This window comes from Nitrosospira sp. CT, from assembly GCF_059489795.1.
The window spans coordinates 277,778-291,320 of record NZ_JCAHZJ010000066.1 but is presented as its reverse complement, the minus strand read 5'-3'; the positions used below and the strand labels follow the sequence as shown (position 1 = coordinate 291,320).

9 protein-coding genes are annotated in these 13,543 nt (G+C 55.3%); 2 read left to right on the top strand and 7 right to left on the bottom strand.

Annotation, left to right across the window (positions count from 1 at the left end; genetic code table 11):
* Positions 1-42 precede the first annotated feature (42 nt).
* The 7 genes from tkt to def all read right to left on the bottom strand — a co-directional run bounded on the left by tkt (position 43) and on the right by def (position 9,312).
* Positions 43-2,058 (bottom strand): transketolase, encoded by a 2,016-nt coding sequence (gene tkt / locus AC52W5_RS12760; protein ID WP_113066724.1) that lies wholly within the window; start codon positions 2,056-2,058, stop codon positions 43-45.
* Positions 2,059-2,196: 138 nt separating this feature from the next.
* On the bottom strand, positions 2,197-3,447 hold the full coding sequence (locus tag AC52W5_RS12755; protein WP_495671255.1) for a sigma-54-dependent transcriptional regulator: 1,251 nt from the start codon (positions 3,445-3,447) through the stop codon (positions 2,197-2,199).
* Between the two features lie 58 nt (positions 3,448-3,505).
* Positions 3,506-5,737, bottom strand: a complete 2,232-nt coding sequence (locus tag AC52W5_RS12750) for a sensor histidine kinase (protein WP_495671311.1) — start codon at positions 5,735-5,737, stop codon at positions 3,506-3,508.
* Positions 5,737-6,309 (bottom strand): DUF4390 domain-containing protein, encoded by a 573-nt coding sequence (locus AC52W5_RS12745; protein ID WP_495671254.1) that lies wholly within the window; start codon positions 6,307-6,309, stop codon positions 5,737-5,739. The genes AC52W5_RS12750 and AC52W5_RS12745 overlap by 1 nt, the downstream gene beginning before the upstream one ends.
* 22 nt (positions 6,310-6,331) lie before the next feature.
* Entirely contained in the window at positions 6,332-7,660 is a 1,329-nt protein-coding gene (rsmB, locus tag AC52W5_RS12740; RefSeq protein WP_495671253.1) for a 16S rRNA (cytosine(967)-C(5))-methyltransferase RsmB, read from the bottom strand.
* Complete coding sequence (gene fmt / locus AC52W5_RS12735) at positions 7,657-8,595, bottom strand: methionyl-tRNA formyltransferase (protein WP_495671252.1); 939 nt, start codon at positions 8,593-8,595, stop codon at positions 7,657-7,659. The genes rsmB and fmt overlap by 4 nt, the downstream gene beginning before the upstream one ends.
* Before the next feature lie 213 nt (positions 8,596-8,808).
* Entirely contained in the window at positions 8,809-9,312 is a 504-nt protein-coding gene (gene def, locus AC52W5_RS12730) for a peptide deformylase (protein WP_495671251.1), read from the bottom strand.
* Positions 9,313-9,589: 277 nt separating this feature from the next.
* Between def and dprA the strand changes: the two genes are divergently transcribed.
* A complete protein-coding gene (gene dprA / locus AC52W5_RS12725; RefSeq protein ID WP_074972581.1) occupies positions 9,590-10,708 on the top strand; it encodes a DNA-processing protein DprA in 1,119 nt (372 codons plus the stop codon).
* Between the two features lie 279 nt (positions 10,709-10,987).
* Complete coding sequence (locus AC52W5_RS12720) at positions 10,988-13,528, top strand: DNA topoisomerase III (RefSeq protein WP_495671250.1); 2,541 nt, start codon at positions 10,988-10,990, stop codon at positions 13,526-13,528.
* Positions 13,529-13,543: the final 15 nt, after the last annotated feature.

The following is a 13,543-nucleotide window of genomic DNA, read 5'->3' as shown; positions in this document are numbered from 1 at the left end:
GGAGAAAATTTCCTCCGCGTTTCGGCTGGCAACTGGTCAGAATTAAATGACGCTGTTTACCGCCTTTACCACATTCTCAACGGTGAAGCCGAAGTGCTTGAACAGCTCTCCAGCCGGCGCGGACTCGCCGAAGGTATCGATACCGACTACTGCTCCCTCCAGGCCTACATACTTGCGCCAGTAATCCGTCACGCCTGCTTCCACCGCCACGCGCCCTATACCCTTGGGCAGCACGCTGTTTTTATAATCGACATCCTGACGGTCGAATACGTTTGTGCAGGGCATCGAAACGACGCGCACATGAATTCCCGTTTCGGCCAGCGCTTTTTGCGCCATCATCGCCAGGCCGATTTCCGAACCTGTGGCAATGATGACTGCCCGCGGCTGGTTGTCAGATGCTTCCGACAGGATATAGCCGCCCTTGTCGATCAGCTTGATCGTGTTCGCATCGCGTTTCTGAAAGGGAAGGTTCTGGCGGCTGAAAATCAGTGTGGAGGGCCCATCCTTGCGATCGATTGCCCGTGCCCAGGCAACGGTTGATTCGACCGTATCGCACGGGCGCCATACATCCATGTTGGGGATGTAGCGTAATGTCGCCGTCTGCTCCACCGGTTGGTGCGTAGGTCCATCTTCGCCCAGGCCGATCGAATCATGGGTGAATACGAACAGGCACCGTATTTTCATCAGAGCAGCCATGCGCAGCGCATTCCGCGCATATTCGGAGAACATGAGGAAGGTGGCGCCGTAAGGAATGATTCCTCCATGCAGCGCCAGTCCGTTCATGATGGCGCTCATGCCGAATTCGCGCACGCCGTAATATACGTAGTTGCCGCCATCCTGCCGGGCGATGCCTTTTGAACCCGACCAGAGGGTAAGATTCGATCCGGCCAGGTCTGCCGAGCCGCCGACCAGTTCCGGCAATTTGGGCGCCAGTCCTTCAATCGCATTCTGCGATGCCTTGCGGCTTGCAATGGTTTCTTCCTTCGCATGAACACGCGCGACCAGCGCATCCACGTGCTCCTGCCATCCCTCCGGCAGTTCGCCTGCCATCCGCCGGCTGAACTCGGCCGCCTCAGCCGGGTATTTCGCAGCGTACTCCGCAAACTTGTGATTCCAGCCGTCTTCCAGTCTTTGCCCTTTTGCGCGCGCATCCCAGGTCTGGTAGACATCCTCGGGGATTTCGAATGGCAGGTGATTCCAGCCGATGTGCGGACGCGCGGCAGCTATTTCCAGGTCGCCCAGTGCTGCGCCATGCACCTCGTGAGTATTTGCCTTGTTGGGTGAGCCCATCCCGATCACGGTCTTGCAGCAGATCATGGAAGGTTTGTCCACCGCCTGCTTGGCCGCCTCGATGGCGGCTTCTACCGCTACCGGGTCATGTCCGTTGACATTCGGCACAACATGCCAGCCATAGGCTTCGAAGCGTTTGGGTGTGTCGTCTGTGAACCAGCCCTCCACATGTCCATCGATGGAAATACCGTTGTCGTCGTAAAAACAGATCAGCTTGCCCAGTCCCAATGTGCCTGCAAGCGAGCAGGCTTCATGGGAAATACCTTCCATCAGACAGCCATCGCCCAGGAATACGTAGGTATGGTGATTGACGATATCGAAGCCGGGACGGTTGAATTCCGAGGCAAGTATTTTCTCTGCCAGAGCCATTCCCACAGCATTGGTGATCCCCTGGCCCAGCGGACCTGTGGTCGTCTCGACGCCCGGTGTATAACCATATTCCGGATGGCCGGGAGTCCTGGAATGAAGCTGACGGAAGCGCTTGATTTCCTCCATCGGCAAATCGTAGCCCGTGAGGTGCAGCAGGGCGTAAATGAGCATGGATCCATGCCCATTGGACAAAACGAAGCGGTCACGGTCGGCCCACTTCGGATTTGCCGGATTATGGCGTAGGTGGTGTATCCACAATACCTCAGCGATCTCAGCCATGCCCATAGGCATTCCCGGATGCCCCGAGTTGGCTTTTTGCACGGCATCCATCGCCAGTGCACGAATGGCGCTGGTCAGGTTCTTGAATACCGGCGCTTCAAAATCTCGAAATGTTCCCATGAACATGAACTCCTAGCTCAACAATTTATACGCACACAAAAACACCGCTCAAGTAGCGGTGCGGGTCGGCAAAACCATCATTATCGCTTAAGATAGGATGTCAGACAATATGACAAGTCCGATTGTAGAGAATGAATCTCAATTGCCGCGCAGTCTGATACCGAGCAGCTTGAGCTTGCGGTACAAATGGGTGCGCTCCAGGCCGGCGCGTTCCGCCACTCGGGTCATATTGCCGTTTTCCTGCTCGATAAGCTGTTCAAAATACGTTTTTTCGAACATGTCCCGCGCTTCACGCAACGGTATGTCGAGTGGTATGCCTCCCACTGCCTGTGAAGGCGAGGAAGGGGTCAGCATCTGCTTTACGTCTTCTGCCGATATTTCATCGCTGGTGCAGGTCAGGGCGAGGGTATGCACTGCGCCTGTCAGTTGTGCGAGATTTCCCGGCCAGTCGTGATTTCGCAGGCAGTTGAGAGCAGCGGTGCTGAACTGTCGCAACGGGACGTCTCCCGATTCGATGTAACGCGAGAGTATCTGGGTCGCGAGATCGGGAATATCTTCCCGATGCTCCCTCAATGCGGGCACGTTAATGCAAAGTCCGCTCAGCATCTCATACAGTCTTGGGTCGTAGGCCCCTTGGGCCGCCAGCCTGGCAAGCGGCATGGAGGTCACGCATACGAGCCGGACACTGTATCTTTCCAGCTTGCCCAGCAGCAGCAGCAGTCCTTTTTGCGCCAGTTTGTTGAGCTCGCCGATCTCCTTGAGAAAAAGCAATCCTCCTTTTGCCTGTTCAAGTAACTCAAACGGAGCATTCGACAGGGCGGCGAGGGTATCGGGTTCTACCCACGGTGTATTCGGCTGGTGCAGAAAGCGGGCACACAGATCCACGCCAGTCCCCGGTTCACTTATGAGCAGCACCGGTGTCGTGAGGCTGGCAACCTGTTCCAGTCGTCTTTTCAGGTCTGTAATCAGCGCACCACGTCCCAGGCTCGCCAGGGGAAGCGTCATGCGTGGTTTGGCTTGTCCACTGCGCAATGCGCGGCCGACTGTGCTCAGCAGTTTTTGCAGCGGTACCGGTTTTTCGAGATAGGCCGCTGCCCCCATACGCGTGGCTTCTACCGCAGTGTCGATTGTGCCATGCCCTGACATCATTACAACGGGCATGGTGAGAAGTCCGCTGCTGACCCATTCTTTCAGCAGGGTGATGCCGTCAGTATCCGGCATCCAGATATCCAGCAATACCAGATCAGGACGAGCTTGTTTCCGCCAAGCGCGTGCCTGTGCGGCGTTTTCCGCCAGGGCGACGCGATAACCTTCATCGCGCAGGATTTCGGACAAAAGCTCGCGGATGCCGATTTCATCGTCGACGATCAGTATCGTATTGTTGCTCATAATTCCAGGAATGGATTTGCTTGCCACGGAAATGAAATTGAACGTCAAGCCTTGCCTCTCATTCTTTTGACTGCATTTCACAGGAAAGTGAAAGCGCAGGCTTGCCCGCGATCGGTCGGAGCCATCTATCCTTGAGAGAAACCACGAGCTTGTCCGGCGAGACGGGGAGTATGATTGAAATACGCGCACCGTGCGGCCGCATATTTTCAATCTGGATCGTTCCCCTGTGTTCTTCGATTATCTTTTTTACAATGGGAAGACCGAGTCCGGTTCCTTTCGGTTTTGTTGTCACATAGGGTTCAAATACCCGTGCTCTCACCTGTTCAGGAAATCCCCCGCCGTTATCACTGACGGTGAAACGTATTCCTGAGGTCAGGGTTTCCGTTTGTATCATGATTGCGGGTTGAGCCAAACCGGCCAGCGCATCCTGGGCATTCTGCAGGAGATTGTGTATCACCTGGCGCAGTCGCGCGGAGTCCCCTTTCATCATCGGCAGGTCGGACGCCAGAACCAGATCGATGGGCGGTTGCCGATTATCCGGCGCTGCTGTGGCTGGGCTTTCATACAAGGCCAGTACTTCCCGTACCAGCGCATTGAAATCCAGAAGGTGAAACTCGGGTTCAGGGGCGCGCGCGTATTCGCTGAATTCATTGACCATCCTTTTGAGCGCTTCCACCTGATTGACGATCGTTTCGGTGGAGCGCTGCAGAATTTGTGCATCATTGTCATTCAGCTTCGCGGCAAGTTTGTGCTGTATGCGTTCGGCGGACAATTGTATCGGGGTCAGGGGATTCTTTATTTCATGCGCCAGACGCCGCGCCACTTCTCCCCAGGCTGCTGCGCGCTGGGCTTCCAGCAGATGGGTGATGTCGTCGAACACGACGACGCCTCCTCCGCCCGGCACATGCGCCAGCCATGTTCCCCGGAGCAGCAGGACCTGACGCATGCCCTCTCTCGTTCGCTCCACCTGGCGCTGCCACTCGCCCTTTATTTCCGAGTGAAATCCTTCCAGAATTCCATATGCGAAAGCGTTCAATCCGGATTCATGCGTCGCCCATTCCTCGATCGTCAATCCTTCCAAGGCGGGCAGCGGAACGTTCAGGATTTGCTCTGCGCTCAGATTGACTGTGCGCAAGTGCAGGTTTTCATCGAATACTAGGACGCCCGAGGAAAGATTGGCCAGGATATTTTCCAGATAAGCTCTCGCACTTTCCACTTCCTGTTGATTGTGCTGGGCAGTTATCCGCGCTTCCTCCAGCTGCTGGGTCATGAGATTGAATGATTCGGTCAGTACACCCAGTTCGTCGCGGCTCCGTACCGGATGACGTCTGCTGAAGTCGCCCTGTGCTACCGCTCGCGTGCCCTCCGCCAGCATTCCCAGAGGGGCGCTGAGCCGCTCGCTGATCAGGAATGCGGCGGCCAGGGCAGAGAAAAGCGCGAGCAGCAGTGCGAGCGTCAGGGTCACTCCGTAGAGATGTTTGAGACCTTCGCGCGACAGCAGCAATTCCTGGTAGTCCCGATAGGCTGCCTGTACTATTTCTGCATCTTCTGCCAGTTGTTTCGGCACGGGCTGCGTCAACTGCAGAATGCGCGTATTGTTTCTTACGCCGGGAACATCGATAGGTGACCATACCTTCAGGTACAAACCCTCCCCGGGAATTGACTCAATCGTGCTGTACCTGCTCTCAGCCCTGATCTGATTCATTGACGTCGTACTGAGCCCGGCAGGCACGGTTTCGCTCGTGTCCGCACGTGCAAATGCAACGACGTTACCTTCGTGATCAAACAGGACTGCCTCCCGCACCTGCGTTTGATGGACGAGCTGGTTCAATGTTGGCAGCAAGGGCCCCGTTTGCTCGGATAATGCAAGCGCGGCGCGATCGGCTTTTCTGTACAGATCTTCCAGCCGGCTGTCGAGAATGCTACGTCCCAGTTCCAATCCGCCTTCCAGAGCGCGATCCACTTTTACGTCGAACCACGATTCGATGCTTTTTCCCAGAAATTGCACCGATATGCTATAGACCAGGACACCCGGGAGCACAGCCATCAGCGAGAAGATCAGCAACAGGCGCAGCGCCAGCCTGGAACCGAATACGCCCGCCTGAAGCCTGCGTCTGAGCCTCCATAGCAGGTATCCGACGATTGCCATGAGGAACAGCACAAAACCGGCGTTGAGCCTGATCAGAAGCCTGTATTTACGGTCAAAAAGCCCGGTATCGGCGCCAGCGCTCGCGAGCAGGAACAGCATGATCGCCCCCAGCACCACGCCGGCGATGATGAGGTATTTCATCATTTGCCGTCATCCTGCAGCTTCTGGGAGGGTAGGCGGGTATCCCACCGCAAAGTGCCGGAACCGAGATCCCATTCCCGGGAGCCGAGCGTTTCCACCTGGAACGGCTTGGGCAGCGCCGCTATGTCCAGACGCATGCGCAATTCCACGGTATATTCCACATCCGGGATCAATTCTTCACTCGCATTGATCGGCCGGTCCCGCACGCGGCTTAACGCCTGTAACGCCTCGTTGAGCGAACCGAAGCTCTGTGACAACGCCCCTCGCGTCAGGCGATACTGGCGGGTCAGTGCGTAGTAGCTCAACCCTTCGCGCACCCTGCTATAGCCTACTCTTTCATCGAACCAGTACCAGCGTGAGTTCACCAGGCCGAGTTCCGTGACAAAATAAAGCACAATACCCTTCTCCAGTGCGTGCTCCAGTTTGTGATTGAGGGTAATCTGGAAATCGGCGTCAAACTCGTAGGCGCCTTCCACTGGTTTGATTCTGACCGACTTGATTTCTATGCGTGCTTCCGCCTGTGCGCTGGAGGCCTGTCCTATGAGCACAAGCAGCAGCATTGTCGCTGTCATGCGCAGGAGACGTGCCAGGAAATCAGAGCTTTTCAAGCAACGCATAAAAAAAACCGTCGTGATGGGGATCCGGCAACAACTGGCCGTCAACGATTTCTGGCACGGAAAAGGGCAACAGACGAGCGTCCGGGTGATGATTCAGGAAATTTTCCACCTGAAGACCGTTTTCCTCTGCGAATATGGAACAGGTGACATAGAGCAATTTGCCCCCTTTGACCAGGGTTTGCCAAAGGGCATCGAGCGTTTTACGTTGTATCTCCGCAAACTGCGCCAGATCGCTTTCGCGCCGCAGCCATTTGATGTCGGGATGACGCCGCGCCACCCCGGACGCAGAACAGGGGACATCAGCCAGGATGCGATCGAATGGCCTTCCATCCCACCACTCCTCCGGGTGCATGGCGTCGCCCTGAATGATGCGATAAGGCTTGAGGCCGAGACGAGTGAAATTCTGCTTTAGCCGTTCTACCCGCTCGCTATCATTGTCAACTGCGATCAATTCCAGATCGGCCAACTCAAGCAGATGTGCACTTTTCCCGCCAGGCGCAGCGCAGGCGTCCAGCACACGCATTCCACTCCGGGGGCATAATAACGGCGCTGCCATTTGGGCGGCCACATCCTGAACTGATACCAGGCCTTGACCAAATCCCGGCAGTTTTTCCACCGGGACGGGGTGAAATAATTCAAGCGCCTCTTCTGCCCAGTTGTTTTCCAGTCGCCGGGCATTCAGTCCGGCATTGTGCAGCAGGTTCTGATAGGCTTCAACGTTTGTTCTCCGCCGATTGACTCTGAGCGCCATGGGCGGCCGCCGATTGGCAGTTTCCAGTACAGCCTGATAGCGTGAGGGATATTGCGCATGGAGTCTGTCGATCCACCATTGTGGATGAGAATACCTTCCTACATCGGTTGCCGCCGTTTGTTCAAGCAGGGCAGGACGTTTGCGCAAGAAGTTGCGCAATATCGCATTGACCAGTCCCCCTACACTTTTCGCATGCCGAGGATCCCGCATGTTCCTGCTATTCCTGCTATCGATCGAGGGACTGCAGGAAGCGGATACCGCGCTGTCTACCACGACATGCGGCGCCGTTTTGCTGTATTGAAGCTGATACAGCCCCACCAGCAGCAGGTAGCGCAAACCTTGATCCTTCAGTGGCTTGTTCAGCAATAAGCCAAGCAATATGTCCAGTTGACCATAAAAGCGCAGTACGCCATAGCTTAAATCCTGAATCGCACCGCGCTGCTGGTCAGAGAGGCCGCTGTGGCTGCGCCAGGTTTCCTGCAAAACGGTTGTCAGACTCGCGCCGCTCAGTACTCTTTCAACAGCGGTGGCGGCCAGGCGCTGGGTCCTGATCATTCCCGGCTTTCAAAACGATCGCCCTGCTGCAGAGAATGCCCCAGGAGGAATTCAGCGGATCTTAATTTTTTACCTCCGGATTTTTGCACTATCTCCAATACCAAGGCATGCTTGCCGCATGCAACGACAATTCCGTCTGGCCTTACTGCAACGATTTCCCCTGGTTTTTCATCTGCCTCTGCGGTATCTACGCTGGCCTGCCACACTTTCATAGAAATTCCATTCACGGTGGAATGCATGCCGGGACGAGGATTAAAGGCCCTCACTGCGCGATCAATGTTTTCTGCATCCATCCGCCAGTCAATTTGGGCTTCCACCTTTTCCAGTTTGGAGGCGTATGTCGCCGCCAGATCATTCTGGGGAGTGGCGATAATTTTTCCTTGCTGCAACAAAGCCAACGCCTCTATGATACAGGCCGCTCCCAGTTGCCCAAGCTTTTCATGCAATGTTCCGGCAGTATCCTCCTTTGCGATTGTAATACTTCGTACCAGCAGAATGGGGCCGGTGTCGAGACCACGATCCATTTGCATGATCGTAATTCCTGTTTCCCGGTCTCCCGCCAGAATCGCGCGTTCGATCGGAGCTGCTCCGCGCCATCTGGGCAGTAACGAGGCATGAATGTTGACGCAACCAAGTTTCGGAATATTCAGAACGGAGAAAGGCAGAATCAATCCATACGCGGCGACAATCATGATATCCGCCCCGATGGCATCGAGTTGCGCATGCAACTCGGGTGGCCTGAGGGAGGAGGGTTGCAGCAGATCAAACCCGTGCTTTTGCGCCAGTAACTTCACTGCACTGGGAACATTTTTCATGCCTCTTCCGGCAGGGCGATCCGGCTGGGTCAGGACCAGTGCAATTTCGTGTCCGGCATCTGCCAGCGCTTCAAGCGCGATAGCGGCGAAAGGAGGCGTTCCGGCAAAAATGATTCTCATGGGGATAGGCAGAAGCAGGCGCTCGACCGCAAGAAAGGGCTGTCAGTGTTCGCATCCCGTTCCCGCTGCCAGGGCGCCGGTCAGTGAACTCTCCGGATAATCTCGCATTGCGGGTTGCATTGGGGTTGCTGTGGAAACAGGGAAATGCGCCGTGGAATGTACCAAAAGCTTGCAAGAGACGCACAATAAAGATATAAATTTTTACGCGGTCTGCTACATCACCTTTCGGCGCTGTTTCCGGAATTTTGCCTGAATCCTCGATTGCTTCATCTGCGACCAATACTCCACAAATACTTTTCCCAGCAGGTGGTCCATTTCATGCTGGATACATACCGCCAGAAGGCCGTCGGCATCCAGCGTGAAGCGCTCGCCGTTCTTGTTCAGTGCTTCGACGGTAATCTGCGCAGCGCGCCGCACCTTGCCAAATATCCCAGGTACGGACAGACAGCCTTCCTCATAGTCCGATTCCCCGTCGCGGGCGGTGATTTCCGGATTGATCAGCACAAGCAGCTGGTCCTGGGTATTGGAAACATCGATTACGATAACGCGCTTGTGCATATCCACCTGGGTGGCAGCCAACCCGACTCCCGGCGCGGCGTACATGGTTTCTGCCATATCCTGCACCAGGACGCGTATCTCATCGGTGACTTGGGGAACCGGCGCCGCAATGGTGTGCAACCGTTCGTCAGGATATTGCAATATTTTTAATAACGCCATAAAAAGGCTTGAACATAAAAGAAACTAAATGCAAAATTCAAGGCGATGCCTGATAGCGGATAGTCCACCGCACCCTCGCAGGATTCCTGCGGATATATTATATCCTGATTTACGCAACCTTCTTTTCTCCGACCTTCAATCACTGCCAAGTTCCTATATCTCATCAGATTGTCCTGTCATGATGGTAACCGGAGATTTGCCTCCAGGTTGATCACCATGGGTTCTGCAGCGGTGAAGGAATGAAGTCCACTGTCCGCAGTTACGGGATGAAGAGGCCATGTCATCAATACCTGACCAGGTAATTTCGCAGCGGAATATCGAACCGGATATCGAATCCTGGCTCGCTCTGGATTTGATCGAGGGCCTGGGTGACCAGTCCATGAGGTGTTTGCTTGCGGCTTTTGGCAGTCCCGCTGCAATTCTTTCGGCGAGCATGGCTTCATTGGAGCGCGTGGTTAAAAGGAAGGTGGCGGGCAGCATTATCGGGGGAGCTGACCCGCAAAAGCTGAGCGCTTCGCTCAAATGGCTGGAAGACCCGCAGAATTCCGTCATCACCCTGGCAGATTCGGATTATCCCGCACTGTTACTCAATACCCCCGATCCTCCGCCGCTTCTCTATATCAAAGGAAAGCGCGATCTGCTGAACACGCCAATACTTGCCATTGTCGGCAGCCGGAATGCTACGCCCCAAGGTCTTTCCAATGCAGAAGCTTTTGCCGAGGCAGCGAGCAATGCGGGGTTTTGCATCGCCAGTGGCATGGCGCTTGGCGTGGATGCCGCAGCACATCGTGGGGGACTGCGAGGAAGGGCAGGGAGTGTTGCCGTGGTGGGTACCGGACTGGATCTCGTTTATCCCGCAAGCCATCGCAAGTTGGCGCATGAGTTGGCGGAAAAGGGCGCGCTTGTCTCCGAGTTTCCGCTGGGTACGCCTCCTATCGGCAGCAACTTTCCGCGTCGCAATCGCATCATCAGTGGCCTGAGCAGGGGATGCCTTGTGGTCGAGGCTGCGTTGCAGAGCGGTTCTCTTATCACCGCGCGACAGGCGTTGGAGCAGGGACGCGAAGTATTCGCCATTCCGGGCTCCATCCACTCGCCCTTGTCCAGGGGATGCCATGCACTCATCAAGCAGGGCGCCAAGCTGGTGGAAAGCGCAGGGGATATTCTGGAGGAATTCGGCTGCCCACCTGGAGTTCCCACCCTCATCCCGGAAGGTGATGAGACTGCAAGAGAAGAATTTTTGCTGTTGAAACACCTCAGCCACGACATCATCGATGTCGATACCCTCTGCATGCGTAGCGGCTTGACGGTAGAAACGGTATCGGCGATGCTGTTGACGCTTGAACTGGATGGCATAGTTGCCAGTCTTCCCGGCGGGCGTTACCAGCGGCTCCGGTAGGTTACAGTGTTCGAGGTGGGTACGGTTTCCATGTGACAACCAGCTCTGGAGGGGGTAACGCGGAACCGGAAGAGGTTGCAGGAGCTGCAGCGACTGGTGCGGACGGCATGATTCCGCGCGGAGAAGCATGGCTGTTTTTCTGCTCAGCTTGCCTGTTTACAGGCATTCCTATCATGATGATGTTTTTGGTTCCGAGTCGGTGGCAGTGCTATCTATTTTTGCCTGCCACCTGTTATGCTGATGAATCGCGTGGGGGCGCGCGATATTTACAGGAGTTTCATGGGTAAAACCTTAATCATTGCCGAGAAGCCTTCTGTTGCCGCAGACATTGCACGTGTCCTGGGCGGATTCACGAAACATACCGACTACTTCGAGAACGATGAATATGTCGTGTCGTCTGCTGTAGGGCACTTGCTTGAGCTCGCGGTCCCTCCTGAACACGAAGTCAAGCGAGGGAAATGGAGCTTTACGAATCTGCCTGTCATTCCACCGCATTTTGACCTCAATCCCATCGAGAAAACTGAATCGCGGCTGAAGCTTCTGACCAGGCTCATCAAGCGGAAGGATGTGGACGCGCTGATCAATGCTTGCGATGCAGGCCGGGAAGGGGAGCTGATTTTCCGCTACATCACTCGCCATGTTGGAACCAGAAAACCGGTTAAACGGCTATGGCTGCAATCGATGACGCCCACTTCCATCCGGGAGGGTTTCAATAAGCTGCTGGATGATGAGGACGTGTGGCCATTGGCGGAAGCAGCGGTAAGCCGCTCGGAAGCTGACTGGCTGGTGGGCATAAACGGCACACGCGCCATGACTGCATTCAATTCGCAGGAAGGCGGCTTCCATAAAACCACAGTGGGACGGGTACAAACTCCTACATTGGCGATTCTGATCGAGCGCGAAGATATCATCAAGAAATTTGTCCCTCGCAGTTACTGGGAAGTGCATGCAACGTTTTCCGCCGGGGAAGGAAGCTATAAGGGCCGCTGGTTCGATGAGTCGTTCACGAAAGCCAAAAAAGACAATGAGCAAAAACCGGAGCGGCTATGGGATCAAGCGACTGCGGAAGCTATCCGCGCCAAGTGCCTCGGCAAATCTGGCGTCGTCACCGAAGAAAGCAAGCCTGCTACCGAAACCTGCCCTTTGCTCTATGACCTTACCAGTTTGCAGCGCGACGCCAACGGCCGTTTCGGCTTTTCCGCCAAGACTACGCTCGCACTGGCACAGGCATTATATGAAAAGCATAAGGTGTTGACTTATCCGCGCACGGACTCGCGGGCCCTGCCGGAAGATTATATTGCCACCGTCAAGGAAACCCTGGGTTCGTTCGAAAACTCCGGATACGGAGCATTCGCGGCGCAGATTCTCAGCGCAGGCTGGGTTAAGCCCAATAAACGTGTATTCAACAATGCAAAAATCTCCGACCACTTTGCGATCATTCCTACGACCATTGAAGCCCGGGGTTTGAACGAGGTGGAGTCAAAACTGTACGATCTTGTTGTCAAGCGTTTTCTCGCGATATTTTATCCGGTGGCTGAATTTCTCGTTACCACCCGTATCACGCGAGTGGAGAGCGAGCCCTTCAAGACGGAAGGCAAGGTCCTGGTCAATCCCGGCTGGCAGGCCGTTTACGGCAAGGAGGCGCAGCCTTCAGGTACAGAGGACAGTTCGACCCTGGTCAAGCTGGAGCCGGGTGAATCGGTGATCACCGAGGAAATTGAGGTTGCCTCGAACCAGACCCGGCCGCCCCCCCGATTCAATGAAGCCACATTGCTGTCCGCGATGGAAGGCGCGGGTAAATGGGTGGAAGATGAAGAACTGCGGGAAGCCATGAGCGCAAAGGGACTCGGCACGCCGGCGACACGCGCCGCTATTATCGAAGGCCTGGTATCGGAAAACTACGTCCAGCGTGTGGGACGGGAACTGCATCCTACTGCCAAGGCTTTTTCCCTCATCACCCTGTTGCGCGGGTTGAAAGTACCGGAACTCACTTCGCCCGAGTTGACGGGTGACTGGGAGTACAAGCTGCGCCAGATCGAACAGGGAAAGCTCGAACGCAACAAGTTCATGGCGGAAATCGCGGAGATGACGAGCCACATCGTGCAACAGGCAAAAAGTCATCGCGGTGAAACCATCAGTGGAGATTTTTCGACGCTCAAGTCGCCCTGTCCGAAATGCGGCGGCGTGATTCAGGAGACATATAAAAAATTTCAGTGCCAGAAATGTGATTTCGCGCTATGGAAAATTCTGGCGGGACGGCAATTTGAAACGGCGGAAATGGAACAACTCATTACCCGGCGCGAGGTGGGACCTCTCCAGGGTTTTCGGAGCAAGATGGGACGGTTGTTCAACGCCAACATCAAACTGACTGATGAGTTCGAAATGAAGTTCGATTTCGGCGCAGACGGGGAGCAGGATGCCGAAGAGGTTGATTTTTCCGGGCAGGAAACGCTCGGAAAGTGTCCCCGGTGCAGTGGTCGGGTATTCGATCACGGCATGAGCTACCTTTGCGAAAAATCGCTCGGTTCTGCGCACACATGCAGCTTTAGAATAGGGAAAATCATTCTCTCGCGGCCGCTCGAGCGCGAGCAGGTGATGAAACTGTTGCAGACCGGCAAAACGGATCTGCTGACAAAGTTTATTTCCAAGAAGGGCAGGCCGTTTTCAGCCTATCTCGTTGCCGGCAAGGACGGAAAAATCGGGTTCGAGTTCGAAGTGAAGGAGGCAAAGGTTAAAACCCCGACAGAGACGGAGGAAGCAAAGGTATCGAAATCGAGGGCTGCGCCGTTGAAAAAAACCCTCTCCGCGAAAACGAGGTGAAAAGGGCAGTGGGGC

Excerpts from the sequence above, each read along its gene's own strand:
- AC52W5_RS12755 (WP_495671255.1), bottom strand. The coding sequence starts at position 3,447 with ATGAGCAACAATACGATACTGATCGTCGACGATGAAATCGGCATCCGC.
- def (WP_495671251.1), bottom strand. The coding sequence starts at position 9,312 with ATGGCGTTATTAAAAATATTGCAATATCCTGACGAACGGTTGCACACC.
- dprA (WP_074972581.1), top strand. The coding sequence starts at position 9,590 with ATGTCATCAATACCTGACCAGGTAATTTCGCAGCGGAATATCGAACCG.
- rsmB (WP_495671253.1), bottom strand. The coding sequence starts at position 7,660 with ATGATCAGGACCCAGCGCCTGGCCGCCACCGCTGTTGAAAGAGTACTG.
- tkt (WP_113066724.1), bottom strand. The coding sequence starts at position 2,058 with ATGGGAACATTTCGAGATTTTGAAGCGCCGGTATTCAAGAACCTGACC.
- AC52W5_RS12750 (WP_495671311.1), bottom strand. The coding sequence starts at position 5,737 with ATGAAATACCTCATCATCGCCGGCGTGGTGCTGGGGGCGATCATGCTG.
- AC52W5_RS12745 (WP_495671254.1), bottom strand. The coding sequence starts at position 6,309 with ATGACAGCGACAATGCTGCTGCTTGTGCTCATAGGACAGGCCTCCAGC.
- AC52W5_RS12720 (WP_495671250.1), top strand. The coding sequence starts at position 10,988 with ATGGGTAAAACCTTAATCATTGCCGAGAAGCCTTCTGTTGCCGCAGAC.
- fmt (WP_495671252.1), bottom strand. The coding sequence starts at position 8,595 with ATGAGAATCATTTTTGCCGGAACGCCTCCTTTCGCCGCTATCGCGCTT.